This window comes from Geodermatophilus sp. SYSU D00684, from assembly GCF_054050455.1.
Genome location: NZ_JBJGZI010000026.1, coordinates 1 through 24,813 on the forward strand (window position 1 = coordinate 1; position 24,813 = coordinate 24,813).

A 24,813-nucleotide genomic window follows, 5' to 3' on the forward strand; every position below is an offset into this window, starting at 1 on the left:
GCGCACTCAGCACGCCGCGCACCTCCTCGGCCGGGACGGCGTAGGGCGGGTCGGCGAGCACGAGGTCGAAGCGGGCCGGGGGGGGGGGGGCGCCGCCCCCGCGCCCCCCCCCCCCCCCCCCCCCCCCCCCCCCCCCCCCCCCCCCCCCCGGGGCCGGTGCCGGCCGCTCCCGCCACCACCCCGACGACGGGGCTCGGCTGGCCGCGGCGGGCGCTGCTCCGGGCGGTCGCGGCCGGCACCGCCTCGGCCGGCGCGGGCGTCGCGCTCACCGCGGTGAGCGGCTGGCTGATCGTCCGGGCCGCGGAGATGCCGCCGATCCTCACGCTGATGGTCGCCATCGTCGGCGTGCGCGCCTTCGGCCTCGGCCGCGCGGCGCTGCGCTGGGTCGAGCGGCTCACCGCGCACGACGCCGCCCTGCGGTTGGCCGCCGACCTGCGGCTGCGCGTCTGGCGGGCACTGGCCGCGCAGGGCGTGGCCGCCGACCGGACGCCGGGCAGCGCGCTGGCCCGCGTGGTCGGCGACGTCGGCCTGGTGCAGGACCTGTCGGTGCGGGTGGTGCCGCCCGCGGCGGTCGCCGCCGCCGTCCCGGTGCTCACGCTGGCCGCGCTGGCGCTGCTCTCGCCGGCCGCCGCGGGCGCCGCGGCGCTCGTCCTCGCGCTCACCGCCGCGGGCGTGCTGCTGGTGCACCGGCGGGTCGACGCCGGCGCCGCCCGCACCGAGGGCGCGCTGCGGGTGGCCGCGCTGCGCGACGTCACCACCGCCCTCGACGGCGCGGCCGACCTGCGCGCGCACGGCCTCGCCGCCGCCACCGCCGCCGACCTCGCCGCGGTGGCGGGCCGCCGGTCCGCGGTCGCCGCGGCCGGCGCCCGGGCCGGCGCGCTGGGCACCGGCCTGGTCGTCCTCGGCACCGGGCTGGCCGCCGTCGCCGCCACGGCGGTCGGGGCGGCGTCGGGCCTCGGCGGCCCGGAGGTCGCGGTCCTCGGCCTGGCCCCGCTGGCGCTGGCCGAGCCGCTGGCCGGGCTGGTGTCCGCGCTGCAGCGGCGCGGCGCGCTCGCCGACGCCCGCGCCCGCCTCGAGGCCGTCCTCACCGCCCCGGTGCCCGCCGACCCCGCCGACCCGCTGCCCGCCCCCGCGCCGGTGCGCGACCTCGCCGTCACCGGTCTCGTCGCCGGCTGGCCCGGCGGCCCGGACGTGCTGCGCGGCCTCACCGCGCGGGCGGCCGCCGACGGCGGCTGGCTGGTGGTGCGCGGCCCCTCCGGCGCCGGCAAGTCGACGTTCCTCGCCGTGCTGCTCGCGGCGCTGCGCCCGCGGGCGGGGCGCTACGCGCTCGGCGGCGCCGACACCGCCCGGCTGACCGGCGCGGCCGTGCGGGCCCGCACCGCCTGGCTGCCGCAGGACGCGCACGTGTTCGCCTCGACGATCCGCGCCAACCTGGCCCTGGCCGCGCCGCGCGGCGAACTGGCCGGCCCCGGCGGGGAGGCGCGGATGACCGCCGCGCTCACCGCCGCCGGTGTCGGCCCGCTGCTGGCGGGGCTGCCCGACGGGCTGGACACGCCGGTCGGCGCCGGTGGCACCGCGCTGTCCGGCGGCGAGCGGCGGCGGCTGGCCGCGGCCCGGGCCCTGCTGGCCGACCGCGACGTCGTCCTGCTCGACGAGCCGACCGCCCACCTGGACCCGCCGACGGCGGCCGCCCTGGTGCGGGACCTGCGTGCCGCGCTGGCCGGCCGGGTCGTCGTCTGCGTGACCCACGACGACGGCGTCGAGCAGGCCGGCGACACCGTGCTCGACCTGGGCGACCGGCTGGCGCTCACCGCCTGAGGACCGGGCCCGACAGCGCACGTCCCGGCGTCACCGGCCCCCTCCCGGGGCCCGCCCCGAGCCAGCGAGGGGTGGGGAGGGGGGTCCTTCCTCAGGCGGCCGCGGCGCCGGACCAGCGGGGGACGGCGGGCCGGACCCGGCGCACCTCGAAGCCGGGGCTGGCGGGCAGCCGCGGGTCGACGACGAGGGGCACGCCGGCCGGCTCGCCGAGCGAGCGCGGACCGGTGCCGTGCCAGCCGAGCTGCGCGCACAGGCGCTCGTACAGCTCCGGCCGGACGGCGATCTCGCGGGGCGGCGCCGCGCCGGGCGCCCAGGCGACGGCGAGCAGGTCCCCGGCGGCGTCGGACGGGCCGGGGTGCGTGCTCGCGGGGAGGGGGACGACGGTGAGGGTCGTGGTGGCCATGACGAGCCTCCGTGGGCGGTTCCCCGTGCTCCGTACAACGCCGGGGGGAACGAGGTCATGCCTACCGCCGGGGTCTGACAGTTCTCCCGTGCTACCCGGTGGCAGCGCCGGGAACCGCGCCGGCGGGATCAGTTCCCGGCGGGCACGTCGACCGGGACCTCCGGCCCCAGCCCGGCCCCCTGCAGCAGCGGCAGGTCGTCGCCGGACCAGAAGCTGCCCGGGTCGTACCAGTTGCGCGGGCGGTCGGCCGGCAGCAGTCCCATGGCCGCGTAGGTGGCGGCCACCAGCTCGGCGCAGAACACCGTCTCGGCCGCGGTGCCCCGGCGCAGCCGGCCGCTGAGCCAGCCGCGGACCAGCCCGCGGGTGGTCGGGAACGGCCGGCCGTCGAGGCGGGCGACCGTGCGCAGGACGGCGTCCTCCATCGCGCGGGTCACCCCGCCGTCGTCGGCCGGGCCGACCAGCTGGCGCAGCCACGCGCGCTGGCCGTACCGCTGCCGCCAGGTGACGACGGCGTCGCGCAGGTCGTGCAGCTGGACGCCGCGCTGGTGCTGCCCGGTCCAGGCGTCGGGCAGCGAGCGGCCGAGCTCGGCGTGCCAGAGCAGCGGCGGGAGGTCCTCGAGGACCACCGCCATCCCGACGTGGTTGACCGGCGCGTTGGTCACCGCGCGGATGACCCGGTCGGCCGGCGAGGCGCCGCGGAACACCCAGACGTCGCCGGTGCGGGTCAGCTCGACCGCGTCGTCGAGCGGGAGCGTGCGCGGGCCGGTCACGCGGCTACGGTAGGAGACCGTGCGGTCACCGACGCGGCTCTGGAAGCTCCTCGGCCTGGCCGGGCTGGCCGGTGTCGCGGCCACCGGCGCGGTGCTCGCCCGCGGCGAGCGGCAGCGCCGGGCGTACACGCCCGAGGACGTCCGCGCGCGGCTGCACGAGCGGCACGCGGCCGCCCTCGCCGCCGCGCCGGAGGCGCAGCCGCACGCGGCGGAGCCGCCCGGCCCCGTCGAGGTGCCGGCACGGCGCCGGTGGCTGCGCCTGCCGCTCCGCCGTCGCCGCTGACCCAGGTCACCCCCGCCCGGACGGACGGCGACCGCCACACCGGGCCGCGCAGCACCCCCTCCTCCCCCTCCCGCGCCGGGTCGACACTGCTCGCGCCGTCCACGGGGGATCCGTCCTCGGGAGGGAGAGCACCGTGTCCGACCACGCCAACGCCACCCGCATGCGTGAGGGCTACGACGCGTACGCCAAGGGGGACCTCGCCGCCCTGACCGAGCTGATGCGCGAGGACATCCAGTGGCACGAGCCCGGCGACGGCCCCCTGTCCGGTGACTACGAGGGGCCGCAGGCCGTGTTCGCCATGTTCGCCCGGTCCATGGAGCTGACGGAGAACAGCCTGCGGGTCGAGCCGGTCCAGGTGTGCGCCGACGACGAGCACGGCGTCGCCCTGGTCCGGTTCCTGGCCCACCGCGGCGACCGGCACCTGGACGCGCTGGTCGCCCAGGTCTTCCGCTTCGACGGGGACGGCCGGGTGGCCGAGTTCTGGAACGCGCCCACCGAGCCGCAGGTGATGAAGGACTTCCTGAGCTGAGCCCGTCGATCCGTCGATCCTGGAGGAGGCAGTCGTGACCACCGAGCACCCCAACCTCGCCCGCCTGCGGGAGGCCTACGAGGCGTTCGCCAAGGGTGACCTGGCGACGCTGACCGGGCTGTGGCGGGAGGACATCCACTGGCACGAGCCGGTGATCACCCCGCTGGCCGGCGACTACGAGGGACCGCAGGCCGTGTTCGGCATGTTCGCCCGGCTCATGGAGCTGACCGGCAACACCTTCCGCGCCGAGCCGGTGCTCCTGTGCGCCGACGACGCGCACGGCACCGCGCTGGTGCGGTTCACGGCGTCCCGCGGGACCGCGTACCTGGACACGCTGGCCGCCCACGTCGTCCGCTTCGACGCGGACGGCAAGATCGCCGAGTTCTGGCACGCCCCCACCGAGCCGGGGGTCCTGGCCGCCTTCTTCGGCGGGCAGGAGGCGTGACCCAGGTGGCGCACCCGAACACCGCCCGCATGTGGGAGGGCTACGAGGCCTTCGCCCGGGGCGACCTGGGCACCCTGACGGAGCTGTGGCGCGAGGACGTCCACTGGCACGAGCAGGGCAACGACCAGCTGGCCGGCGACTACGAGGGACCGCGGGCCGTCTTCGGCATGTTCGCCCGGCTCGTGGAGCTGACGGGGAACAGTCTGCGGGTCGAGCCGCTGCTCGTCTGTGCCGACGACGAGCACGGCACCGCCCTGGTGCGGGTCACCGCCCACCGCGGCGACCGGCACCTGGACAGCCTGGGCGTACACGTCGTCCGCTTCGACGGGGACGGGAAGCTGGCCGAGTTCTGGAACGCCCTCACGGAGCCGGACGTCGTCGACGCCTTCTACGACGGGCAGCAGGCGTGACCGACGTGGCGCACCCGAACGTCGCGCGCCTGCACGAGGCGTTCGAGGCGTTCGGCAAGGGCGATCTCGACCGGCTGCAGGAGCTGTGGCGCCCGGACATCCGCTGGCACGAGCCCGGGCAGAACCGGCTCAGCGGCGACTACACCGGCATCGACGAGGTCTTCGAGCTCTTCGGCCGGGTGTTCGTGCTGAGCGAGGGCACCTTCCGCGTCGAGCTGCAGGCGGCCTTCGCCGACGACACCGACGGCGCGGCGATCGTGCGGATCACCGCCTCCCGCGGCGACCGGCACCTCGACGTGCTCGCCGCCGACCTGGTCCGGTTCCAGGACGGGCAGGTCGCCGAGTTCTGGGAGGCGCACACCGACCAGGCCGCGATGGACGCGTTCTTCAGCTGGCCGGCCGACGACGAGGAGGCGACGTGACCGGCTCCCCGCACCCCCACCTCACCCTGATGCTGGAGGGCTACGAGGCCTTCGGCAAGGGCGACCTCGGCCGCCTCCCCGAGCTGTGGACCGACGACGTCCGGTGGCACGAGCCCGGGACGCACCCGCTCGCCGGCGACTACACCGGTCCGCAGGAGGTCGTCGGCCTCTTCGGCCTGGCGTTCGAGGTCACCGGGGGCAGCCTCCGGGTCGAGGTGCGATCCGCCTTCGCCGACGACACCGACGGCGCGGCGATCGTCCGCATGACGGCCCACCGCGGCGACCGGCACCTCGACGTCCTCGCCGCCCAGCTGCACCGCTTCGAGGACGGGCGGATCGCCGAGATCTGGGACGCGCACACCGACCAGGCCGCGATGGACGCGTTCTTCAGCTGACCCCGCCGGCGGGGAGCACCGGGCCCTCGTCCTTGAGCGCCACACCGGAGGCGCCCAGCTCGCGGGCGGAGGAGAGCAGGGCGGCCACGGTGTCGGCGGCCTGCGCGTAGGACAGCCCGTGCGGCGGGCGGACGTTGGAGACGCAGTTGCGCTCGGAGTCCACCCGCCCCGGCCGCGGGTCCCAGGTGAGGTAGACGCCGAGGGAGTCCGCCGACGACAGCCCCGGCCGCTCGCCGACCAGCACCACGACGGCGCGCACGCCGAGGGCCTCCCCCACCGCGTCGCCGAGTGCCACCCGTGCCTGGGTGGCCACGACGAGCGGCGCGACCGACCAGCCGGGCAGCCGCTCGAGCAGCGCGGCGGCCAGTCCCGGCCCGTGCGCCTGCACCGCGCGGGGGCTCAGCCCGTCGGCCAGCACGAGCGCGAGGTCGGCGCCGGTCCGCGGCAGCGCCGTCCCCTCCGCGAGCTGCCGGCCGAGATCGGGGCGCTGCAGGTAGGTGGCGCGGTCGGGCGCGGCCGAGGCGACGGTCAGGACCTCCCTGCCGAGCGCCGCGCGGACCGCGCCGACGTCGAGCGGCGAGTGGACGGCGTCCCGGGCGGCGGCGTGCGCGGCGCGGAACTCCAGCTCGCGGTGCGTGGGCAGCGCGTCCCCGGCCCGCCCGAGCGCCACCCGCGCCCGGGTCGCGGACCGCAGCACCGCCCACGGGTCGGTGGCGGAAATGGCCATTTCTGCCGCCCTGTCGCTCACGACGACGCCGCCGCGAGGAGGGCCCGCGCCGCGGGGGCGTCGGGGGCGAGCTCGCGCACCCGGCCGGCGTCGTCGAGCAGGTCCATCCGGGCCAGCCACGCCTCGAACTCCGGCGCCGGGCGCAGGCCCAGCACCTGGCGGGTCGTGAGGACGTCGGAGAACGACAGCGACTGGTAGTGCAGCATCACGTCGTCCGAGCCCGGGACGGCGATGACGAACGAGCAGCCGGCCGCGCCGAGCAGCAGCACGAGGGAGTCGGTGTCGTCGCCGTCGACCTCGGCGTGGTTCGTGTAGCAGACGTCGACGCCCATCGGCAGGCCGAGCAGCTTGCCGCAGAAGTGGTCCTCCAGCCCGGCGCGCAGCACCTGCTTGCCGTCGTAGAGGTACTCCGGGCCGATGAACCCGACGACGGTGTTCACCAGCAGCGGGCGGAAGTGCCGGGCGACGCCGTACGCGCGGGCCTCCAGCGTCTGCTGGTCCACCGGCCGCCCGCCGACGCCCAGGTGCGCGCCGGCCGACAGCGCCGACCCCTGCCCCGTCTCGAAGTAGGTGACGTCGTCGCCGACGGTGCCGCGGCCCAGCGCGAGCGCCCCGGCGCGGGCCTCGGCGAGCAGGTCGAGGGTGACGCCGAAGCCGCGGTTGGCCTCCTGGGTGCCGGCGACCGACTGGAACACCAGGTCCACCGGCGCGCCCTGCTCCAGCGCGCGCAGCGTCGTCGTCACGTGGGCGAGGACGCAGGACTGCGTCGGGATCCCGTAGCGGTCGATCACCGCGTCGACCAGCTCCAGCAGCGCCACCGTGCGGGCCGGGGAGTCGGTGGCCGGGTTGATGCCGATGACCGCGTCGCCCGAGCCGTGCAGCAGCCCGTCGACGATCGAGGCGGTGACGCCCACCGGGTCGTCGGTGGGGTGGTTGGGCTGCAGCCGGGAGGCGAGCGTGCCGGGCAGGCCGATGGTGCTGCGCAGCCCGGTCACCACCCGCGTCCGCCGGCCGACGGCGACCAGGTCGGCGTTGCGCATGAGCTTCGACGTCGCCGCGACCATCTCCGGCGTGAGGCCGGGCGCGAGGGCGCTGATCGACGCTTCGTCACCGGCCGCCGCCCAGGCCAGCAGCCGGTCGCGGAACTCCCCCACCGTCAGCGAGGCGACCGGCGCGAACGCCGCGGCGTCGTGGGTGTCGAGGACCAGCCGGGTGACGTCGTCCTCGTCGTAGCCGACCACCTGGTCGTCGAGGAAGGTGGCCAGCGGCAGGTCGGCGAGCACGGTCTGGGCGGCCACCCGCTCGGCGGCCGACCCGGCCGCGCACCCGGCGAGCACGTCCCCGGAGCGCAGCGGGGTGGCCTTCGCCAGCAGCTCGACGAGCGTCGGGAACTCGTAGGTGTGGCCGCCGAGGGTCGTGCGGCGGACGGTCACGGCGGCTCCCCGGGTCGGCGGCCCGGTCAGCGTGGCCCGGCGCCGCCCGGCGGGTCAACGGGGTGGGACGGAACGGAACACGCCGTTCACGGGATGCCGTGCCAGCGGCCCTTCTGGGCGTTGCCGGCCGGCCGGGACTCGAAGACGTTGCCCTCCGTCGGCTCCGTCCGGTGGTCGTCGGCGAGGGCGAACACGCGCAGCAGCGGGCCGACGAGGGCGTCGTAGACCGCCGGGAACAGCCGGAAGCCGAGGATGACGACGGGGTTGGCGAAGCCGGACTGGGCCAGCCGGCGCGGCCGGTCCAGCCGGGCGACGACCGAGCGGGCGACCCGCTCCGGCGAGTAGACCGGGATCGGCGGGCGGCCCTTGAGGCCGATGTAGCTGCCGGCCTGCGAGTAGATGGGGGTGTTCACCCCGCCCGGCGCCACCGCCGACACGTGGATGCCGGCGACGTCGCGCGTCTCCTGCTGCAGGACGCGGATCAGCCCGAGCTGGCCCCACTTGGCGGTGATGTAGCTGCCCATGAGCGGGGTGGTCACCGAGGCGAGCAGCGAGCTCACGACGACGAGGTGCCCGGCGCCCTGGCGGCGGAACTGCGGGAGCACGACGCGGGCCAGGTTGGCCGTGCCGTGCAGGGCGGTGTCGACCACCCGCTCGTACACCGCCTTCGGCACCTCCTCGATCCGCCCGTAGGCGACCACCTGCGCGGCGTGGACCACGACGTCGAGGCGGCCGGACCGGACCACGGTGCCCTCGACGACGTCCCGCAGCGCGTCCTCGTCGAGCACGTCCGCCGGGCAGACGACGACGTCGGCCGCGCCCTCCGCGCGGACCTCGGCCGCGGTCTCCTCCAGCGCCTCGCGGCCGCGCGCCAGCAGGACCAGCGACGCGCCCCGCTGGGCGAACAGGCGGGCGGTGGCGCGGCCGATGCCGCTCGAGGCACCGGTGATCAGCACGGTCTGGGGCATGCGGGGACGACTCCTCGGCTCGGCGGTCCTCCCCGGCTACCCCGGTCGGTTGCCCGCCATGCGATCGAGCACGCCGAGCAGCCAGCCGGGCCCGCGGACGTCGGTGCCCCCGGGCAGCCGGGCCCGCAGGCCGCGGTCGGCGGTCACCGCGAGCACCGCCCGGCCGGCGCCGGTCAGCGCGGCGGCCTCCGCGGCCAGGGCGTCGTCCCCGCTGCCGGCCGCGCGCACCAGGCGGACGCCGTCGGGGGCCGGGACCTCCCGCGCGGCGCCCTCGACGACGACCACCACCTCGTCGATCCGGAGCCCGTCGACGTCCTCCGGGAGGGACGCGCCGGCCAGCCGCCGCAGCAGCCGGGCGGTGGCACCGGCGCGGTCGCGCCACCAGCCGTCGGGCCGGGCGCCGACGACGTTGGCGGCGTCGACGAGCAGGACGGTCACGTGTCCTCCCTGCGGGTGACCCCGTTCGCGCAGGTCCGGAAGGGGGTACCGGGCGGGCCAGCACTCCCCCACGACGAGGAGGTCCGATGGCGAGCACCGACCGTACCCACCACGACCACGACGCGACGGCGACCACCGACGGCGCGCACGCGACCCGCGGCGCCGCCCGCGACGCGATCGACGCGCAGCGGGACCGCTTCGGCGGGATCAAGTGGGGAGCGGCGTTCTTCGGCTGGCTGTCGGCCAACGGGCTGGCGGTCGTCCTCATCGCGCTGCTGGCGGCCGCCGGCGTGGGGCTCAGCCTCGCCGAGGTCGACGGCGTCGAGGACGTCCCGTCCGACCCGACCAGCGCCCTCGGCGTCGCCGGCGGGATCGCGCTGCTGGTCGTCCTGTTCCTGGCCTACCTCGCCGGTGGCTACGTGGCCGGGCGGATGGCCCGCTTCGACGGCGCCCGGCAGGGGCTGGCGGTGTGGCTGATCGGGCTGCTCGTCGTCGTCCTGCTGGCCGTGGCCGGGACGGTGCTGGGCGCGCAGTACAACGTGCTGCAGCAGCTGAACCTGCCGCGCATCCCGATCGACGAGGGCACCGCGACCACCGCCGGGATCGTCACGCTGGCGGCGGTCCTGGTCGCCACGCTGGTCGGCGCGCTGCTCGGCGGCAAGCTCGGCACCCGCTACCACCGCCGGGTCGACCGCGCCGGCTTCTAGAAGGACCCCGTCCCCCTCACCGCTCGCAGGCTCGCGGCGAGCCTCTGGACGCGGCCGCTCCCGTCTCTCACCACCGCAGGGCCCGGTCGCCGACCGGGCCCTGCGGTCGTACCCCGGCCATACGCTGCGCCGCATGTGCCGCAACATCCGACCCCTGTCGAACTTCGAGCCGCCGGCCACCGAGGACGAGGTCCGGGCCGCGGCGCTGCAGTACGTCCGCAAGATCAGCGGGTCCACGCACCCGTCCCGGGCCAACGCCGAGGCCTTCGCGCGCGCCGTCGAGGAGGTGGCCGCCGCGTCCACCCGGCTGCTCGAGTCCCTGGTCACGACGGCGCCGCCGAAGGACCGGGAGGTCGAGGCGGCGAAGGCGCGCGCCCGCGCCGCGGTCCGCTACGGGACCTGACGCCCCAGCGGGTCGTGCACGATCCACTTGCCCTCCCCGGGCATGGCCTCCGGCGGAGCGGGTAGGGGGCGGACTCCCGACCCCTTCCCCTCGAGGAGAGTCCCGATGGCCCGCAACACCCTGTCCCGCGCCCTGCACGACCTCGGTCTGTCCGCCTGGTTCGGCGGCACGCTGGCCAACGCCGTGGCCCTCAACGCCGCCGCAGCGGACGCCGGCGGGGACGCCGGCCGGGTCGCCAACACCGGCTGGAACCGGTGGACGCCGGTCAACGCGCTGGCCATCGGCGCGCACCTGGTGGGCAGCGTCGGCCAGCTCATCGGCAACCGCGGCCGGGTGGCCCAGCAGGAGGGCGTGGCGGGCATGTCCGCCGTCAAGACCCTGCTCACCGCCGCCGCGCTGGGCGTCACCGCCTACAGCCGCTCGCTGGGCCAGGTCGTCAACAGCCAGGACAACCCGTCGGCGAAGTCCGGCACCAAGCCGACCAAGCGCACCAAGGCCGAGATCGCCCACGCGCAGCAGCAGCTGGACTCGCTGCAGTGGGTCGTCCCGGCCCTGACCGGCGCGCTGGTCGCCGTCAGCTCCTACGCGGGCGAGCAGCAGCGGCCCGGCGAGGTCGCGAAGGGCGTCGCCCACCGCTGACCGCGGCGCCGACCCGCCCGCACCGCCCGCACCGACCCGGAAGGGGACCCGTGTCCCGGACCGACACCCGCACGACGACGTTCTCCGGCAACACCGTGGCCGACCGGTCCCCCGGTGGCCACGGCGCCACGGTCTGCCCCGACTGCACCGACGGCCTCGGCCGGCCCCGGGAGGTCCCCCCGGGTTCGTGGCGCGACCGCATCCGGCAGAACCGGCCGCTGCACCTGGCGTACCGGGTCGCGGTGTTCGTCGCCGGGCTGCTGTTCGTGCTGCTCGGCCTCGCGCTCACGGTGCTGCCCGGGCCGCTCACGATCCCGCCGATCCTGGTCGGGCTGTGGGTGTGGTCGACGGAGTTCGACTGGGCGCGGCGGTTCTTCGCCGCGTTCCGCCGCAAGGCGGTCGCGGCGTGGCAGCACGCCAGGCAGCACCCGGTCAGCTCGGCGGTCGTGACCGTCGGCGGGCTCGCGGCCGCGGCGCTGGTGTTCTGGGCGGTCGGCCACTTCTCCCTGGTCGACCGGGCCACGACCGCGCTCGGCCTCGGCTGACCCCGCACGTCCCCGGCCGCCGTCCGCACCCCGCGGACGGCGGCCGGCGCGTGTCCGGGCCCGTCGCGCGGGCACAGTGACCCCGTGGCCGGACCGCACGCCCTGCCCCGCCGGCTGCCCCGGCTGGTCCGGCGCGGGCGCACCCCCGGGCTGCGCACCGGCAAGACCGTGCTCGCCGCGGTGCTGGCGTTCCAGATCGCGACCTGGCTGGACACCAGCAGCTCGCCGGTCCTCGCCCCGCTGACCGCGCTGCTGGTCGTGCAGCTGACGATGTACGAGACGCTGGCGACCGGCTGGGAGCGGATCGCCAGCGTCACCGCCGGCGTCCTGATCGCGGCGCTGTTCGCCTCCGTCGTCGGCCTGTCCTGGTGGAGCCTCGGGCTGGTCGTCGGGCTCTCGCTGGTGGTCGGCCGGCTGCTGCGGCTGGGGCCGCACCTGGCCGAGGTGCCCATCAGCGCGATGCTCGTGCTGGCCGTGGGCGGGGCGGAGAGCGCGGCGCTGGACCGCGTCAACGAGACGCTGATCGGCGCGGCGGTCGGGGTGCTGGTGAACCTGGCGGTCGCCCCGCCGCTCTACGTCCAGCCCGCCGGCGAGGCGATCGCGGAGCTCGCCGAGCGCATGGCCGGGTTCTGCGAGGACCTCGCCGCGGCGCTGCGCGGCCCGTGGTCGCGCCGCCTCACCGACGAGCTGCTGGCCCGCGCCCGCGCGGTGAGCACGGAGGTGGCCCGCGCCGACCGCCGGCTCGCCCGCACCGAGGAGAGCGCCCGCCTCAACCCGCGCGGGCGGGCGGCGCGGGAGGCCCAGCCGCGGCTGCGCAACACGCTGACCGCCCTCGAGCGGGTGCACGTCACCCTGCGCAACACCGCCCGCGTGCTGCTGGACCGCACCTACTTCCTGCCCGAGGACGACGCCGACCGGGCGTGGTCGCGGCCGGCGCGGGAGGCGCTGGCCGACCTGCTGGTCGCCGTCGCGACCACGCTGCGCGACGTTGCGGCCGTGGCGGTCGGCGCCGGGCCGGCGGCCGGCATCGACCCCGCCTGCATGGAGACGCTGCTCGCGCTGCGCGCCCGGCTGGCCGAGGCGCTGCTCGTCGACCCACGGGCCGACCCCGCCGCCTGGTCGCAGCACGGCGCCCTGCTCGACGCCCTGGACCTGCTGCGCGTGGAGCTGGGCACCGCGCTGCAGCCGCCGACGGCGTCGTGGGCGCCGCCCCCGCTGGCCGCGGCGCAGCGGCGCGCGGTCCGCCGGGCGATGACCTGGCGCCGGCGCCGCTGACCTCAGGGCGCGGTGAGCACCACCGGGCCGTCGTCGGTGACCGCGACGGTGTGCTCCACGTGCGCGGCGCGCCGGCCGTCGGCGGTGACCACCGCCCAGCCGTCCTTCTTGTGCTTGTAGCGGTCGCCGCCGGCCAGCAGCATCGGCTCGATCGCCAGGGTGCTGCCGGCGTGCAGGCGCACCCGGTCCAGGCCGGCGGAGGGCCGGTTGGGCACGAACGGCGGCTCGTGCATCGAGCGGCCGATGCCGTGCCCGCCGTGGTCGGGCAGGTGCGCGTAGCCGTACCGCCGGGCGACGTCGTCGACGGCGCGGGCGACGTCCTGCAGGGTGGCGCCGGGCACCGCGGCGGCGATGCCCGCGGCCAGCGCCTCCTCGGTCGCGGTGACCAGCCGCGCGTCCTCGTCGGAGGCCTGCTCCCCCACCAGCAGCGAGATCGCCGCGTCGCCGTTCCAGCCGTCGACGACGGTGCCGCAGTCGACGCTGAGCAGGTCGCCGTCCTTCAGCCGCTGGCCGCTGGGACGGCCGTGCACGACGACCTCGTTGGGCGACAGGCACAGCACGCCGTTGTAGGCCGTCGGCGCCCACGCCGGCTTGTAGCCGAGGAACGACGACGTCGCGCCTGCCTCGTACATCGTCGTCCTGGCGAGGTCGTCGAGCTCGCGCAGCCGCACGCCGGGGACCGCCGCCGCCCGCACCGCCGCCAGCGTCCGCGCCACCGCGCACCCGGCCTCCCGCATGGCGTCGAGCTCGGCGGCGGTCCGCGGGGGCAGCACGGTCAGGTCCACGCCCCCGACGGTACGAGACGCCCGGCGCACGGCTGGCCGCGCCGTCCGGCCGGTGCCACGGTGACCGCCATGGACTTCCGGAGGGTCAGGCCCGGGCAGTGGCAGCGGGCGGCGCGCGTCGAGATCACCGAGCCCGGCGGGCTCCCGACGGCGCGCGAGGTGCACGAGCGCTGCCACGTCCTGTTCACCGAGGGCTGGTGCTACGTGGAGACCTCCGAGGGCAGCATCGACGTCTACCCCGCCCACCGGGTGCGCGCCGCGCACGACCTGCGCGAGCCCGACCAGCCCGACGAGGCCCCCGCGACGGGGCCCAGCCCGCTGCTCTAGCCGGCGTCCGTCCCCCGCCGGACGTCGCCGGGGTCGGGCGTGCGGAAGACCGTGTCCCGGCCCTCGGCGTCCGCGGGCGACACGCCGTCCTCCTCGGGGCGGTCGGGCTCCTCGCCGCCGACGCCGAACCCCTCGGCCGGCGGCGGTGCGCCGGCGCCCGGGTCGGCGGCGGCGACCTCGTCGTCCGGGCGGTACCGGTTCGGTGTCATGGGCTCCCACATCGACATCGCCCTCCCCTACCCACGCGCGGGTCCCTCCCGTCGGCCGTCCGGGTGACCAGCAGGTGATCACCGGGCGTCCGCCGGGTATACGGCCCGGGAACGGCCGGGATCACGGGGATCCACGGGGCGGCCGGTTCCGGAGGGAGCACGCGACGATGGCGACGACGGGCTCTGGTCAGCGGGCACGACGGGACGCCCGGCCGGTCCCCGCCCAGCACGGGATGGACGGCGCGGACGACGGGCGGCGGGAGAGCCGCGCCGAGCGGATCGACCGCGAGCTGATGGAGCTGCTCAACGAGCTGCGGGTGGCGCTGCCCGGGGTGCAGTTCCTCTTCGCCTTCCTGCTCATCGTGCCGTTCCAGCAGGCGACGTCCCGCGCGACCGACTTCCAGCGCGACGTCTACTTCGTGACCCTGGTCGCCGCCGTGGTGGCCACCGCCCTGCTCATCGCCCCGGCCGCGCAGCACCGGGCGCTGTTCCGCCAGCACGACAAGGAGGACCTGCTGCGGCGCAGCAACCGCAACGCCTTCCTCGGCCTGTGCGTGCTCGCGGTCGCGATCGTCTCGGCGGTGGTGCTGGTGGTCGACTTCCTCTTCGCCCTCCCGCAGGCGCTGATCACCGGCGGCGTCGTGGCGCTGCTGCTCGGCTGGCTGTGGATTGGCAGCCCGGCCGTCCAGCGCGCCCGCGGCGGCGCCGCCCACGACTGATCCGCCGGGGCGCACGGCCGTCGTGGCCGACCGCCGAACCCGGGCGGCCCGTGTCCGGGCCGGAAGTGGGCCACCGGTGTTCACCCGCCCGGCCGAGCCGGCCTGCCCAGGACCGCACAGACGGCGTCGACGACGTCGTCCGGGTCCTCGGGCTCCCAGAACCGCAGCACGCGCCAGCCGAGCCCGGTGAGGAGCGCGTCGGCCCGGCGGTCCCGTGCCACGTTGCCCGCGAGCTTCGCCGCCCACCAGTCGCGGTTCGCCCTCGGCAGGTGCCCGCACTCGGGGCAGCCGTGCCAGAAACACCCGGTAAGGACCCCGTCCCCCTCACCCCTCGCAAGCTCGGGGCGAGCCTCTGGACGGGGCCGGGGCCGGACGTCGACCCGGTAGCGGACGCCGCGGGCGTGCAGCCGCCGCCGCACCGCCATCTCGGGCCGGGTGTCGCGCCGGCCCTGCCGCCGGAAGCGCGCCGCCACCACCTCCGAGGACGGCACGGGTGCGGGCCCGGGACCGGTCGTCGGGTCGGGGGCGGCCACGCGCGCATCCTGACCGCCGGCACCGACGGTCCGGCGGCGCCGCTCCCCTAGGCTGGCGTCCCGTGCAGACGGCGGTGACGACGGACGCCCCGCCGCGACCGGCCGGCGGCCCCCTCCGCTGGTCCCCCGTCGAACTGCTCCCCCCGGCGGTGCTCGCACTGCTGTGCGCCGTGCTGCTGGCCCCCGGGCACGGGCTCTGGTTCGACGAGGCGTTCACCGCCGAGGTCGCCCGCCGCCCCCTGGCGGACATCCTGCGGGCGGTCGTCACCGGCGACGGCGTGACCGGCTACCTCGCCGACGTCCCGCCCTCCTACAACGCGCCGTACTACCTCGTCGTGCACCTGTGGGTGTCCCTCCCGGGGCCGGGCGGCGACACGTCGCTGCGGGTGCTCTCCGTGCTGGCCACCGCCGGCGGGCTGGCGCTGGTCACCCGGGCGGTCACCCGGCTGGCCGGGCGGGTGACCGGGGTGCTGGCCGGCCTGGTGCCCGCCGCCGCGCCGCTGCTGCTCGAGCAGGCGGTGGAGGCGCGCAGCTACGGGCTGGCCGTCCTCGCCACCGGCGGGGCGCTGCTGGGCCTGACCCGCTGGCTGCAGACCGGGCGCGGGCTGCTGCTGTTCGGCCTCGCGGGCGCCGGCATGGGTCTCATGCACTGGTACGCCGTCACCGTCCTGGCCGCGTTCGTCGCCGCGGCGCTGCTGCTCCGCGGCCGCGCGGCCGTGCGGGTCGCCGTCGTCGGCGCGCTCGCCGCCCTGCCGGCCGTCGGCCTGGTCGGCGTCAACCTGCTCAACGGCACCGGCGCGCGCAACGCCGAGCACCTGCGCGACACCGGCGGCACGCTCGCGGACCTCGCCGTCGAGGCGTGGGCCGGCGGGCGCACGCCGCTGCTGTACCTCACCGTGGGGCTGGCCGTGGTCGGCGCGCTGCGCGGCGGGGGCACGCGGGTGGTCGGCGTCTGCTGGGTGCTGGTGCCGCTGCTGCTCCTGCTGGCCGCCGAGACGGTGCGGCCGGTCTACCTGCCCCGCTACCTGCTGGCCGGACTGCTCGGTCTGGGCGTGCTCGCCGCGGTCGGCGCCACCGCCCTCCCCCGGGGTGCGCGGGCGCCGGTGGCCGCCGCGCTGGTCGGCCTGTCCCTGGTGGCGAGCGCGCCGCTCGCCACCAGGGAGCCGCGGGAGCGGTCGGACGAGGTCGTCGCGTTCCTGCTGCGGGAGCAGCACGCGGGCGAGCCCGTGGTGGCCGCCGACCAGCGCGCTGCGCTCGGGCTCGACCACTTCGTGCGGACGGAGGGCCCGCGGCTGCGTCCCGACGTCGTCCTGCCGCCCGACGACGCCCCCGCCGGCGCCGAGCGCGTCTGGCTGGTCCGGCGTCTGATCGACGGCGAGCCCGTGCCCACCGACGACGACGCGGTCCTCATCGACGCCGGGCTGTCCCTGACCCGGACCGAGGAGTTCCCGGGCGCGAAGACCGACCTGGTCGTCCAACTCTGGGAGCGCTGACCCCGCGCGTCGCCGCCCAGGCGAGCGACCGCAGCGACTGCCGCAGCCGGGCGCGGGTGGTCCACGCCGAGGCGCCCTCCGGCCGGCGATCGCGCGCGACCGGCACGCTGGTCAGCGGGGCGCCGGGCAGCCCGGCGGCGAGCACGACGCTGGGCGCGTCCCCGGCCAGCACGGCCGCGACGACGGCGTCACGGACCGCGGGCCCGAGCGCGAGGAACGCACCGGCGTCCGGAGGCAGGCCGGTGAGGCGGGCGGCGACCCGCCGGTGCAGCTCGCCGGTCAGCCGGCGCACCGGCGACTCGTAGCGGCCCCGCCGCCCCGCGAAGACCGCGCCGACGTCGTCGTCTGCCAGCCGGTCGAGCAGCGCCGGCACCGCCTCCGGCGGGTCCTGCAGGTCGGCGTCGAGGCACACCCACACGTCGGCGTCCTCCGCGGCCAGCCCGGTGGCCAGGGCGCGGTGCTGGCCGACGTTGACCTCCAGCGCGGTGACCGCCACCCGCGGGTCGGCCGCCAGCTCCCGGGCGACCGCCAGGCTGCCGTCGGGCGAGGCGTCGACCACCAGCCGCAGCCGCCAGTCCCGTCCCCCCAGCGCCGCGGCCAGCCGCTGCGCCAGCGGCCGCAGGGTCGCCTCGTTGCCGTACACCGGGACGACGACGGCGACGCGGGGCGGGCTCACTCCGCCGCCCACGTCCGCGCGAGCCCCTCCGCCAGGTCCACCGTCGGCGTCCAGCCGAGCAGCTCGCGGGCGGCGCCCGGGTCGCACACCCAGTCGGCGGTGTCCCAGTGCCGGCCGGGATGGGTGCCCGGCGCGGTCGCGATCGGCCGGCCGGTGACCCGCTCCGCGGTCGCGACCAGTTCCGCGACGTCGGTCTGCACGCCGGTCCCGACGTTCACCACCGCGCCCGGCGTCAGGGTGTCGTCCGTCGCCGCCCGCACGCAGGCCTCGACGACGTCGCCGACCCACACCCAGTCCCGCCGGCTGACCCCGGCCGGCAGCGGCACGGTTCCGCCGGTGCGGGCGGCGGCGAGCACCACCGGCACCAGCCGGGTCGGGTGGTCCCCCGGCCCGTAGACCTGGAACGCGCGCAGCACCGCCGCCCGCACGCCGCGCTCCGCGGCGGCCGCCTGCAGCAGCAGCGAGCCGGCCGCCTTGGTGGCGCCGAAGAAACCGCGCGGCCGCAGCGGGGCGTCCTCGGTCAGCGGCGCCGGGCCGGCCGCGTACTCGGTCGACGAGCCGAGCCGCACGACGGCACGGCAGCGGTCGGGCAGCGCGTCGACCAGCCAGGGGCTGGTGTTGACCGCGACCGTGGCGGCCCGCTCGGCCGGCGTCGCCTTGGCCCGCCCGGCCGCCAGGGAGAAGACGACGTCCGGATCGGCGGCCCGGACCGCCGCCGCCGCGGCGACCGGGTCGGCGAGGTCGACGGCGGCGCGGGTCGGTCCGGTGACGTGCCAGCCGTCGGCCCGCAGCCGCGCCACCAGGTGCCGCCCGACGAAGCCGCCGGCGCCGGTGACCAGCGCCCGGCCGCTCACGCGGGCAGCGCGACCGGGAGGTCGACCGCGGCGGCCTCCACCGCCGCCACGAACCCCTCCCGCCGCTCGGCGACGGCGAGCCGGTCGGCGGCGGACAGGCCGGCCAGCGCGGCGCGCAGGCGCGGCACCTCGACGAACGGGTCGCGCCCGGCCATGTCCGCGGTGAACGAGCGCCGCAGGAAGGTGAAGTCGGTGCGCAGCCGCACCAGCTCGGCGGCCAGCAGCACCCCGGGCACGGGGAACCCGCCGCCGGGCAGGGTCAGCCCGCCGACGCCGAAGGGCACCGGGACGGCGGCGCGCACGGCCTCGACGGTCCCGTCGACCAGCGGCCGGAACAGCTCCCGCGACCGCCGGTCGATGCGCAGGTCGTTGAGCCCGACGTAGATCCGCGACAGCGGCCGCCGGGCCAGCTCGGCCACCCGGTCGACGGCGTCCTGCGTCTCGACCAGGATGCCCAGCCCGCAGCGGCCGGCGACCAGGTCCAGCGTGCGGTCGACCTCCTCGGGCGTGCGGACCATGGGCAGCAGGACCTCGTCGGCGCCGGCCGCCACCGCGTCGGCCACCTCGCGCGCCGTCCACGGGCCCGCGGCGTTGATCCGGCACAGCAGCCGCCCGTCGGTGGCCGCGCGCATGCGCACGAGGTCCGCGAGGGTGTCGGCGTTGATCTGGGTGCCCTCGCCGGCCTGCCGGCGGTGCTTCCCGCGGCGCTCCCAGTCGACGACGATCCCGGCCGCACCGGCCGCGACGACGTCCCGCCCCCAGGCGGCGTCCACGGTGAAGAGGAACAGATCCACGCGGTGAGCTTAGGCACACCTAACTCACCGTCCGCGCCCAGGGTCAGGCGGGCGCCGGGGCCCGCCCGGGCGACGGTGACGGCGCGGCCAGGGCCGGCGGGAACGGCACCGCCGGGCCCTGCACGGTGACGGTGACCTCCGCGCCGGGGGGCGGCAGCTCCGCACCCTCGGTGCGCGCGCTCACCCGCCGGCCCGAGGGCAGCTCCAGCTCGACGCGGGCGTCGTGGCCGTAGAAGTCGACGCCGCGCACCCGGGCGCCCGGACCGGCCGTCAGCCGCAGCTGCTCGGGCCGCAGCATCACCCGGACCGGGCCGTCCGGACAGGGCCGGCCCAGCGCCAGCTCACCGAGCTCGGAGGCCACCCGGCCCCCCGCGGCGACGCCGTCGAGCACCACGGCCTCCCCGACGAAGGCGGCCACGTCCAGGTCGCGCGGCTCGCGGTAGAGCGTGCGCGGATCGGCCAGCTGGGCGAGCGTCCCGCCGCGCAGGACCGCCACCTGGTCGGCGGTCGACAGCGCCTCGGCCTGGTCGTGCGTGACCAGCACGGCGGTCGCGCCGGTGGCCCGCAGCGCCTCGACGACGGCCCGCCGGGTGTCCTCCCGCAGCGCGGCGTCGAGGGACGAGAACGGCTCGTCGAGCAGCACCAGCGACGGCTCGGGCGCCAGGGCCCGGGCCAGCGCCACCCGCTGCTGCTGGCCGCCGGAGAGCTGGTGCGGCGCGCGGTCGGCGAGCGCGGCGTCGAGGCCGACGAGGGCGAGCAGCCCGGCGATCCGCGCCCGGTCCCGGCGCAGCCGGCGGGGCAGGCCGAAGGCGACGTTGCCCGCCACGCTCAGGTGCGGGAACAGCCCGCCCTCCTGCGGGACGAAGCCGATGCCGCGCCGGCGGGCGGGCAGCCCGCGGCCGGCCCCGGCCACCACCCGGCCGCCCAGCTCGACCGTGCCGGCGTCGGGGTCGTCGAACCCGGCGACGATGCGCAGCAGCGTCGTCTTCCCGCAGCCGGAGGGCCCCAGCAGCGCGGTCGTCGTCCCGGCGGGGACGTGCAGGTCCACCCCGGTGAGCACGGGGGTGCGGCCGTAGGACTTCGCCAGGCCGGTGACGGTCAGCGCGCTCATGTGGTCAGACCTCGTCGGACGTCTCGGGAGAGCAGCACCGTGGCCGGTGCCGAGAGCAGGACCATGACGACGGCGTAGGGCGCGGCGGCGCCGTACTCCAGGGCGCTGCTGGCCGACCAGAACGCCGTCGCGAGGGTCCGGGTGCCGGTCGGGGCGAGCAGCAGGGTGGCGGTGAGTTCCGTGACCACCGCGAGGAACACCAGCGCCGCACCCGCGCCGATCCCCGGGGCCAGCAGCGGGAGGGTCACGCGGGCGAGCCGGGCCGGCGCGGAGGCGCCGAGGGAGGCCGCCACGTCGTCGTGGACCGGCGGCGACTGCTCCACCGCCGCGCGCACCGTGACGATCGCCCGGGGCAGGAAGAGGATCGCGTAGGCGGCCAGCAGCACCGGGACGGTCTGGTAGAGCGCCGGCAGCAGCCGGATGCTCACCGTGACCAGCGCCAGCGCGACGACGATCGCCGGCACGGCGCTGCCCAGGTAGGTGGTGCGCTCGAGCAGGGTGGCCAGCGGCCCGCGGCGGCGCACCGCGAGCCAGCCGGTCGGCAGGGCCAGCGCGGCGGTGACGGCCGCGGCCGCGGTGGCCAGCGCGAGGGTCGTGCCGGTGGTGGTGGCCAGGGCCGCCCAGTCGACCCGCGCCGAGGTGCCGGTGAGGAACGAGGACGCCAGCGCGGCGACGGGGACGACCAGCGAGAGCCCCACGACCGCGGCGAGGGCCAGCAGCGCCGGCCCGGTGAGCAGCCCGAGCCGGACCGCGCGCGGCCGGCGGGCGGCGCCGGCCCCGGTGCGGGCGTAGCCGCGGGCGCCGCGCAGGCGGATCTCGGCCACCAGCAGCACCAGGCACAGCAGCAGGAGGACGCCGGCGAGCACGGTGGCGGCCGGCCCGTTGAAGGTGGCGCGGTACTGGTCGTAGACCGCCGTGGTGAAGGTCGGGTAGCGCAGCATCGCCAGGGCACCGAACTCGGCCAGCACGTGCAGGGCGACGAGCAGCGCCCCGCCGAGCACCGCCACCCGCAACTGGGGCAGCTGCACCCGCCGGAACACCGCCCAGCCCGACAGGCCCAGGCCCCGCGCTGTCTCCTCCAGCGCCGGGTCGGTGCCGCGGAGGGCGGCGACCGCGGGCAGGTACACGAACGGGAAGTAGGCCAGCGAGACGACCAGCAGCGCGCCGCCGTACGTGTCCAGCCCGGGCAGCAGGGAGATCCACGCCGAGCTGGTGACGAACGCCGGCAGGGCCAGCGGCGCGACCATCAGCACGTGCCACACCCGGCGTCCGGGCAGGGCGGCGCGCTCCACCAGCCAGGCCGCTCCCACGCCGAGCACGACGCAGACGGCCACCGTGCCGGCGACCAGCCGGAGGGTGTTGCCCAGCAGGTCGGCCACCCGGCGCCGGAAGAGCAGCTCCGCGACGCCGCTCCAGCCGACCTCCACGACGGCCACCGCGATGTGCGCCAGGGGCAGCAGCGCGAGCGTCGCCACGGCCGCGGCGAGCGCCACCGTCACCGGCGCGCGCCGCGCCCGGGACGCGCGACGGCCCCGCGACGCCGGAGGGGCGGGGGTCGCGGGGCGCGGGCGGGCGGGGGCCGGGGCCCGGGAGGTGCTCAGAGCAGGCCCACCTCCTGCATGAGCTCGGTGACCCGCTCCTGGTCGAGGGAGCCGGGGTCGACCGCGGGCGCGTCGAGGGTGTCCAGCGCCGGGAGCGCCTCGGCGGAGGCGACCCCGGTGCCGACCGCGTACTCCAGGGCGGTGCTCTCGGCCAGCCGCTCCTGCGCCTCCCGCCCGGTCAGCCAGGCGACCAGCCGCTGGGCGTCCTCGGGCTGGTCGGAGGAGGTGAGGACGCCGGCCCCGGAGACGCTGAGGAAGGCGCCCGGGTCCTGGCCGCCGAAGAAGTGCAGCCGCGCGTCGTCGCCCTTGAGGCCGCCCTCGGCCTGGTCGCGGTACCAGTAGTAGTGGTACATGACGCCGGCATCGATCTCACCCTCGTCGGCGGCCACCATGACGGCGGTGTTGCTCTGGTAGACGCCGGCGTTGCGCTCGAGCCCCTCCAGCCACGCCCGGGTGGCGTCCTCGCCGCGCAGCGCCAGCACCGCGGCGACGATCGCCTGGAAGTCCGCACCGCCGGCCGCGATGCCGATGCGGCCCGCCCACGCCGGGTCGGCCAGGTCCAGGATCGACGCCGGCAGCCGGTCCTCCGGCAGCGCGGTGGGGTCGTACACCAGGACGGTCGAGCGGGCGGCGAAGCCGGTCCAGGTCCCCGACGACGGCCGGAACCGCTCGCCGACCTGGTCGAGCGTGGCCGGGTCCAGCGGGGCGAGCAGCCCCTCGCGGTCGAGGACGGCGATCGAGGGGCTGTTCTCGGTGAGGAAGACGTCGGCGGGCGAGGCGTCGCCCTCCTGCACGATCTGGTTGGCCAGCTCGGCGTCGTTGCCGTCGCGGAACTCCACCTCGATGCCGGTCTCCTCGGTGAAGCCCTCGAGCATCGTGCGCACCAGGCTCTCGTGCTGGGCGCTGTACACCGTGAGCGTCTCCGCGTCCGACGCACCGGCGCTCCCGCAGGCGGCCAGCGCTCCGGACAGGCAGACGGCGGTCAGAACGGCGGCGGTCGCCCGCCCGGGCGTGGTCACGGGTCCTCCAGGAGACGTGCACGGCTGATCTACAGCCAGGGTAGGCACACCTAACCAGAAGCGCCGACGAGGCCGGGGACCGATGAGTCCGCGCCCCCTCCCCGGTCGGAAGCGTCAGACCCGCGCGGGACCGTGCGGGCACCCGACTCGGGAGCAGGGGGTGGGGCACGTGACGGCGTACGTCGGTGATGCGGCGCCGGCCGGTGGGCAGGCGCCCGGGAGCGACGGGGTCCCGGCGATCGAGGCCGCGGGGCTGGTCAAGCGCTTCGGCACCACGACGGCGGTCGCCGGGGTCGACCTGCTGATCCCGCAGGGCGGCGTGCACGGCTTCCTGGGCCCCAACGGGGCCGGCAAGACGACGACGATCCGGATGCTGGCGACCCTGCTCCCGCCCGACGGCGGCACCGCCCGGGTGTTCGGCCACGACGTCGTCACCGACGCCGACGCCGTCCGCGCGCGGGTGAGCCTGACCGGCCAGTTCGCCTCCCTGGACGAGGTGCTCAGCGGCGCGGAGAACCTGCTGCTGCTCGCCCGGCTGCTCGGCTACTCGCGGGCCGCCGCCCGCCAGCGCACCGACCAGCTGCTGTCGGCGTTCGGTCTCACCGAGGCCGCGGGCAAGCAGGTGAAGAACTACTCCGGCGGCATGCGGCGGCGGATCGACATCGCCGCGAGCATCGTCGTCCGGCCCGACCTGATCTTCCTCGACGAGCCGACCACCGGCCTGGACCCGCGCAGCCGCAACCAGGTGTGGGACGTCGTGCGGGCCCTGGTCCGCGGCGGGACGACGGTGCTGCTGACCACGCAGTACCTCGACGAGGCCGACCAGCTCGCCGACCGCATCTCCGTCATCGACGCCGGCCGCGTCATCGCCGAGGGCACGCCGGGTGAGCTGAAAGCGTCGGTGGGGTCGGGCACGCTGCACGTGCGGGTCGGCGACCCGGCCCGCCGGGGGGCGGCCCGCGAGCTGCTCGAGCGGGTGCTGGCCGTGCCGGTGACCGAGGACGGCGACCCGGCGGCCCTCACCGCCTCCGTGCCCGACGCCGGGCCGGCCGCCCGGGCGCTCACCGAACTGGAGGCCGCCGGCATCCCGCTGGCCCAGTTCGCCCTCGGGCAGCCGAGCCTCGACGAGGTCTTCCTCGCCCTGACCGGCCGGCCCGCCGAGACCGCCGCTCCGTCCGCCCCTGACCCGGAGGACCCGCGATGACCACCCTCGACAGCCCGCCGGCCGCCACCGCCTCCGCCGAGGTCGCGGCCCCGGACACCGACGCGGTCCTCGCCGCCCTCGGCTCGGGGGAGCGCCCGCGGCCGCAGGGCCCGCTGGCGGCGTCGGCGACCTTCGGCCGGCGCACCCTGCTGCGGATCAAGTACGTCCCGGAGCAACTGTTCGACGTCACCGTCTTCCCGGTGATGCTCACGCTGATCTTCACGTACCTGTTCGGCGGCGCCCTGGCCGGCTCGGTCGACCGCTACCTGCAGTTCTTCCTGCCCGGGATCCTCGTGCAGAGCATCCTCATGATCACGATGTACACCGGGGTGGCGCTCAACACCGACATCGAGAAGGGCGTCTTCGACCGCGTCCGCTCGCTGCCGGTCTGGCGGCCCAGCGCGCTGGTCGGCGCGCTGCTCGGCGACGTCGTCCGGTTCACGCTCGCCTCGGCGGTGGTCATCGGCCTGGGCCTCGCGCTCGGGTTCCGGCCGCGGGGCGGGCCGGGCGGGGTGCTCGCGGCCGTGGCGCTGCTGCTGGTGTTCGCCTTCGCGCTCGGCTGGATCTGGACCTACCTCGCGCTGGTCGTGCGCACGCCGAACGCGGTCATGGGCTGGAGCATGCTGGTCATCACGCCGCTGACGTTCGGCAGCAACATCTTCGTCGCCCCCGCCACGATGCCCGGCTGGCTGGAGGCCGTGGTCGAGGTCAACCCGGTCAGCCACCTGGTCAGCGCGGTGCGCGGGCTGGTGCACGGCGAGGTCGCCGGCTCCGACGTCGTCCTCGTGCTGGTGTGGGCGGCCGCGCTGGTCGCCGTCCTCGGCCCGCTGACCATGCGCCGCTACCGCACCCGCAACTGACGTCGGCTACAACGGGGA

General features: G+C 77.3%; 32 protein-coding genes. 17 read left to right on the top strand and 15 right to left on the bottom strand.

What is annotated here, in order from left to right; genetic code table 11:
• Nucleotides 1-156 precede the first annotated feature (156 nt).
• A complete protein-coding gene (cydC, locus tag ACI79L_RS18120; protein WP_456938106.1) occupies nt 157-1,818 on the top strand; it encodes a thiol reductant ABC exporter subunit CydC in 1,662 nt (553 codons plus the stop codon).
• 91 nt (nt 1,819-1,909) lie between these two features.
• Here cydC and ACI79L_RS18125 read toward each other — a convergent pair whose 3' ends face one another.
• Nucleotides 1,910-2,221 (bottom strand): hypothetical protein, encoded by a 312-nt coding sequence (locus ACI79L_RS18125; protein ID WP_456938107.1) that lies wholly within the window; start codon nt 2,219-2,221, stop codon nt 1,910-1,912.
• Nucleotides 2,222-2,349: 128 nt separating this feature from the next.
• Nucleotides 2,350-2,991 carry a hypothetical protein gene (locus ACI79L_RS18130; protein ID WP_456938108.1) on the bottom strand — a complete coding sequence of 214 codons (642 nt, stop codon included), beginning with the start codon at nt 2,989-2,991 and terminating at the stop codon, nt 2,350-2,352.
• 19 nt (nt 2,992-3,010) lie between these two features.
• Here ACI79L_RS18130 and ACI79L_RS18135 point away from each other — a divergent pair, with 19 nt between their 5' ends.
• From ACI79L_RS18135 to ACI79L_RS18160, 6 genes are all read left to right on the top strand, one after another.
• The gene (locus ACI79L_RS18135) at nt 3,011-3,274 is read left to right on the top strand and encodes a hypothetical protein (RefSeq protein WP_456938109.1); all 264 of its coding nucleotides are present in this window, start codon (nt 3,011-3,013) and stop codon (nt 3,272-3,274) included.
• 133 nt (nt 3,275-3,407) lie between these two features.
• Nucleotides 3,408-3,803: a nuclear transport factor 2 family protein gene (locus ACI79L_RS18140; RefSeq protein WP_456938110.1), complete on the top strand. Its 396-nt coding sequence runs from the start codon at nt 3,408-3,410 to the stop codon at nt 3,801-3,803.
• A 34-nt stretch (nt 3,804-3,837) separates the two neighbouring features.
• Complete coding sequence (locus ACI79L_RS18145; RefSeq protein WP_456938111.1) at nt 3,838-4,248, top strand: nuclear transport factor 2 family protein; 411 nt, start codon at nt 3,838-3,840, stop codon at nt 4,246-4,248.
• Nucleotides 4,245-4,658, top strand: a complete 414-nt coding sequence (locus ACI79L_RS18150; RefSeq protein ID WP_456938112.1) for a nuclear transport factor 2 family protein — start codon at nt 4,245-4,247, stop codon at nt 4,656-4,658. The genes ACI79L_RS18145 and ACI79L_RS18150 overlap by 4 nt, the downstream gene beginning before the upstream one ends.
• Nucleotides 4,655-5,080, top strand: a complete 426-nt coding sequence (locus ACI79L_RS18155; RefSeq protein ID WP_456938113.1) for a nuclear transport factor 2 family protein — start codon at nt 4,655-4,657, stop codon at nt 5,078-5,080. Before ACI79L_RS18150 ends, ACI79L_RS18155 begins: the two co-directional genes overlap by 4 nt.
• Nucleotides 5,077-5,475 carry a nuclear transport factor 2 family protein gene (locus ACI79L_RS18160; RefSeq protein WP_456938114.1) on the top strand — a complete coding sequence of 133 codons (399 nt, stop codon included), beginning with the start codon at nt 5,077-5,079 and terminating at the stop codon, nt 5,473-5,475. The genes ACI79L_RS18155 and ACI79L_RS18160 overlap by 4 nt, the downstream gene beginning before the upstream one ends.
• Here the strand turns inward: ACI79L_RS18160 and eutC are convergent.
• From eutC to ACI79L_RS18180, 4 genes are all read right to left on the bottom strand, one after another.
• Nucleotides 5,468-6,202: an ethanolamine ammonia-lyase subunit EutC gene (gene eutC / locus ACI79L_RS18165; protein ID WP_456938115.1), complete on the bottom strand. Its 735-nt coding sequence runs from the start codon at nt 6,200-6,202 to the stop codon at nt 5,468-5,470. The two genes, ACI79L_RS18160 and eutC, sit on opposite strands and share 8 nt — an antisense overlap.
• Before the next feature lie 17 nt (nt 6,203-6,219).
• Complete coding sequence (locus ACI79L_RS18170) at nt 6,220-7,635, bottom strand: ethanolamine ammonia-lyase subunit EutB (protein ID WP_456938116.1); 1,416 nt, start codon at nt 7,633-7,635, stop codon at nt 6,220-6,222.
• Between the two features lie 86 nt (nt 7,636-7,721).
• Entirely contained in the window at nt 7,722-8,603 is an 882-nt protein-coding gene (locus ACI79L_RS18175; RefSeq protein WP_456938117.1) for an SDR family NAD(P)-dependent oxidoreductase, read from the bottom strand.
• A gap of 36 nt (nt 8,604-8,639) precedes the next feature.
• On the bottom strand, nt 8,640-9,041 hold the full coding sequence (locus ACI79L_RS18180; protein WP_456938118.1) for a hypothetical protein: 402 nt from the start codon (nt 9,039-9,041) through the stop codon (nt 8,640-8,642).
• 86 nt (nt 9,042-9,127) lie between these two features.
• Here ACI79L_RS18180 and ACI79L_RS18185 point away from each other — a divergent pair, with 86 nt between their 5' ends.
• The 5 genes from ACI79L_RS18185 to ACI79L_RS18205 all read left to right on the top strand — a co-directional run bounded on the left by ACI79L_RS18185 (nt 9,128) and on the right by ACI79L_RS18205 (nt 12,610).
• Nucleotides 9,128-9,748 carry a hypothetical protein gene (locus ACI79L_RS18185; protein WP_456938119.1) on the top strand — a complete coding sequence of 207 codons (621 nt, stop codon included), beginning with the start codon at nt 9,128-9,130 and terminating at the stop codon, nt 9,746-9,748.
• Between the two features lie 133 nt (nt 9,749-9,881).
• Nucleotides 9,882-10,151: a DUF2277 domain-containing protein gene (locus ACI79L_RS18190; protein WP_456938120.1), complete on the top strand. Its 270-nt coding sequence runs from the start codon at nt 9,882-9,884 to the stop codon at nt 10,149-10,151.
• Nucleotides 10,152-10,256: 105 nt separating this feature from the next.
• Nucleotides 10,257-10,790, top strand: coding sequence for a hypothetical protein (locus ACI79L_RS18195; RefSeq protein WP_456938121.1), 534 nt, complete (start codon nt 10,257-10,259; stop codon nt 10,788-10,790).
• Between the two features lie 50 nt (nt 10,791-10,840).
• The gene (locus tag ACI79L_RS18200) at nt 10,841-11,335 is read left to right on the top strand and encodes a PGPGW domain-containing protein (RefSeq protein ID WP_456938122.1); all 495 of its coding nucleotides are present in this window, start codon (nt 10,841-10,843) and stop codon (nt 11,333-11,335) included.
• A gap of 84 nt (nt 11,336-11,419) precedes the next feature.
• Nucleotides 11,420-12,610 (top strand): FUSC family protein, encoded by a 1,191-nt coding sequence (locus tag ACI79L_RS18205; protein WP_456938123.1) that lies wholly within the window; start codon nt 11,420-11,422, stop codon nt 12,608-12,610.
• 2 nt (nt 12,611-12,612) lie between these two features.
• On the opposite strand, the gene map is transcribed toward ACI79L_RS18205, so the two are convergent.
• Complete coding sequence (gene map, locus ACI79L_RS18210; RefSeq protein WP_456938124.1) at nt 12,613-13,395, bottom strand: type I methionyl aminopeptidase; 783 nt, start codon at nt 13,393-13,395, stop codon at nt 12,613-12,615.
• Between the two features lie 69 nt (nt 13,396-13,464).
• Here map and ACI79L_RS18215 point away from each other — a divergent pair, with 69 nt between their 5' ends.
• Nucleotides 13,465-13,722: a hypothetical protein gene (locus tag ACI79L_RS18215; RefSeq protein WP_456938125.1), complete on the top strand. Its 258-nt coding sequence runs from the start codon at nt 13,465-13,467 to the stop codon at nt 13,720-13,722.
• On the opposite strand, the gene ACI79L_RS18220 is transcribed toward ACI79L_RS18215, so the two are convergent.
• Entirely contained in the window at nt 13,719-13,931 is a 213-nt protein-coding gene (locus ACI79L_RS18220; protein ID WP_456938126.1) for a hypothetical protein, read from the bottom strand. The genes ACI79L_RS18215 and ACI79L_RS18220 overlap by 4 nt on opposite strands.
• A gap of 167 nt (nt 13,932-14,098) precedes the next feature.
• On the opposite strand from ACI79L_RS18220, the gene ACI79L_RS18225 reads away from it, so the two are divergent.
• Nucleotides 14,099-14,650: a DUF6328 family protein gene (locus tag ACI79L_RS18225; protein WP_456938127.1), complete on the top strand. Its 552-nt coding sequence runs from the start codon at nt 14,099-14,101 to the stop codon at nt 14,648-14,650.
• A gap of 80 nt (nt 14,651-14,730) precedes the next feature.
• Here the strand turns inward: ACI79L_RS18225 and ACI79L_RS18230 are convergent, their stop codons facing one another.
• Nucleotides 14,731-15,183, bottom strand: a complete 453-nt coding sequence (locus tag ACI79L_RS18230) for a very short patch repair endonuclease (protein WP_456938128.1) — start codon at nt 15,181-15,183, stop codon at nt 14,731-14,733.
• A 62-nt stretch (nt 15,184-15,245) separates the two neighbouring features.
• Between ACI79L_RS18230 and ACI79L_RS18235 the strand changes: the two genes are divergently transcribed.
• Nucleotides 15,246-16,676, top strand: a complete 1,431-nt coding sequence (locus ACI79L_RS18235; protein WP_456938129.1) for a hypothetical protein — start codon at nt 15,246-15,248, stop codon at nt 16,674-16,676.
• Here the strand turns inward: ACI79L_RS18235 and ACI79L_RS18240 are convergent.
• The 6 genes from ACI79L_RS18240 to ACI79L_RS18265 form a co-directional block, all read right to left on the bottom strand.
• Nucleotides 16,591-17,352, bottom strand: coding sequence for a glycosyltransferase (locus ACI79L_RS18240; protein ID WP_456938130.1), 762 nt, complete (start codon nt 17,350-17,352; stop codon nt 16,591-16,593). The genes ACI79L_RS18235 and ACI79L_RS18240 overlap by 86 nt on opposite strands.
• Complete coding sequence (locus tag ACI79L_RS18245) at nt 17,349-18,206, bottom strand: NAD-dependent epimerase/dehydratase family protein (RefSeq protein WP_456938131.1); 858 nt, start codon at nt 18,204-18,206, stop codon at nt 17,349-17,351. Before ACI79L_RS18245 ends, ACI79L_RS18240 begins: the two co-directional genes overlap by 4 nt.
• On the bottom strand, nt 18,203-19,000 hold the full coding sequence (locus tag ACI79L_RS18250) for an aldolase/citrate lyase family protein (RefSeq protein WP_456938132.1): 798 nt from the start codon (nt 18,998-19,000) through the stop codon (nt 18,203-18,205). The genes ACI79L_RS18245 and ACI79L_RS18250 overlap by 4 nt, the downstream gene beginning before the upstream one ends.
• 43 nt (nt 19,001-19,043) lie before the next feature.
• Nucleotides 19,044-20,111 carry an ABC transporter ATP-binding protein gene (locus tag ACI79L_RS18255; RefSeq protein WP_456938133.1) on the bottom strand — a complete coding sequence of 356 codons (1,068 nt, stop codon included), beginning with the start codon at nt 20,109-20,111 and terminating at the stop codon, nt 19,044-19,046.
• Nucleotides 20,108-21,610, bottom strand: a complete 1,503-nt coding sequence (locus tag ACI79L_RS18260) for an ABC transporter permease (protein WP_456938134.1) — start codon at nt 21,608-21,610, stop codon at nt 20,108-20,110. The genes ACI79L_RS18255 and ACI79L_RS18260 overlap by 4 nt, the downstream gene beginning before the upstream one ends.
• Before the next feature lie 98 nt (nt 21,611-21,708).
• Complete coding sequence (locus ACI79L_RS18265) at nt 21,709-22,731, bottom strand: iron ABC transporter substrate-binding protein (RefSeq protein WP_456938135.1); 1,023 nt, start codon at nt 22,729-22,731, stop codon at nt 21,709-21,711.
• A 169-nt stretch (nt 22,732-22,900) separates the two neighbouring features.
• Here ACI79L_RS18265 and ACI79L_RS18270 point away from each other — a divergent pair, with 169 nt between their 5' ends.
• Together ACI79L_RS18270 and ACI79L_RS18275 are read left to right on the top strand one after the other, a co-directional pair.
• Nucleotides 22,901-23,935 (top strand): ATP-binding cassette domain-containing protein, encoded by a 1,035-nt coding sequence (locus ACI79L_RS18270; RefSeq protein WP_456938136.1) that lies wholly within the window; start codon nt 22,901-22,903, stop codon nt 23,933-23,935.
• Nucleotides 23,932-24,795: an ABC transporter permease gene (locus tag ACI79L_RS18275; RefSeq protein WP_456938137.1), complete on the top strand. Its 864-nt coding sequence runs from the start codon at nt 23,932-23,934 to the stop codon at nt 24,793-24,795. The genes ACI79L_RS18270 and ACI79L_RS18275 overlap by 4 nt, the downstream gene beginning before the upstream one ends.
• Nucleotides 24,796-24,813: the final 18 nt, after the last annotated feature.

What these genes read in the sequence shown, in the direction of transcription:
- ACI79L_RS18125 (WP_456938107.1), bottom strand. Translation starts at nt 2,221, where the DNA reads ATGGCCACCACGACCCTCACCGTCGTCCCCCTCCCCGCGAGCACGCAC.
- eutC (WP_456938115.1), bottom strand. Translation starts at nt 6,202, where the DNA reads ATGGCCATTTCCGCCACCGACCCGTGGGCGGTGCTGCGGTCCGCGACC.
- ACI79L_RS18175 (WP_456938117.1), bottom strand. Translation starts at nt 8,603, where the DNA reads ATGCCCCAGACCGTGCTGATCACCGGTGCCTCGAGCGGCATCGGCCGC.
- ACI79L_RS18185 (WP_456938119.1), top strand. Translation starts at nt 9,128, where the DNA reads ATGGCGAGCACCGACCGTACCCACCACGACCACGACGCGACGGCGACC.
- ACI79L_RS18190 (WP_456938120.1), top strand. Translation starts at nt 9,882, where the DNA reads ATGTGCCGCAACATCCGACCCCTGTCGAACTTCGAGCCGCCGGCCACC.
- ACI79L_RS18195 (WP_456938121.1), top strand. Translation starts at nt 10,257, where the DNA reads ATGGCCCGCAACACCCTGTCCCGCGCCCTGCACGACCTCGGTCTGTCC.
- ACI79L_RS18215 (WP_456938125.1), top strand. Translation starts at nt 13,465, where the DNA reads ATGGACTTCCGGAGGGTCAGGCCCGGGCAGTGGCAGCGGGCGGCGCGC.
- ACI79L_RS18220 (WP_456938126.1), bottom strand. Translation starts at nt 13,931, where the DNA reads ATGACACCGAACCGGTACCGCCCGGACGACGAGGTCGCCGCCGCCGAC.
- ACI79L_RS18225 (WP_456938127.1), top strand. Translation starts at nt 14,099, where the DNA reads ATGGCGACGACGGGCTCTGGTCAGCGGGCACGACGGGACGCCCGGCCG.
- ACI79L_RS18255 (WP_456938133.1), bottom strand. Translation starts at nt 20,111, where the DNA reads ATGAGCGCGCTGACCGTCACCGGCCTGGCGAAGTCCTACGGCCGCACC.
- ACI79L_RS18275 (WP_456938137.1), top strand. Translation starts at nt 23,932, where the DNA reads ATGACCACCCTCGACAGCCCGCCGGCCGCCACCGCCTCCGCCGAGGTC.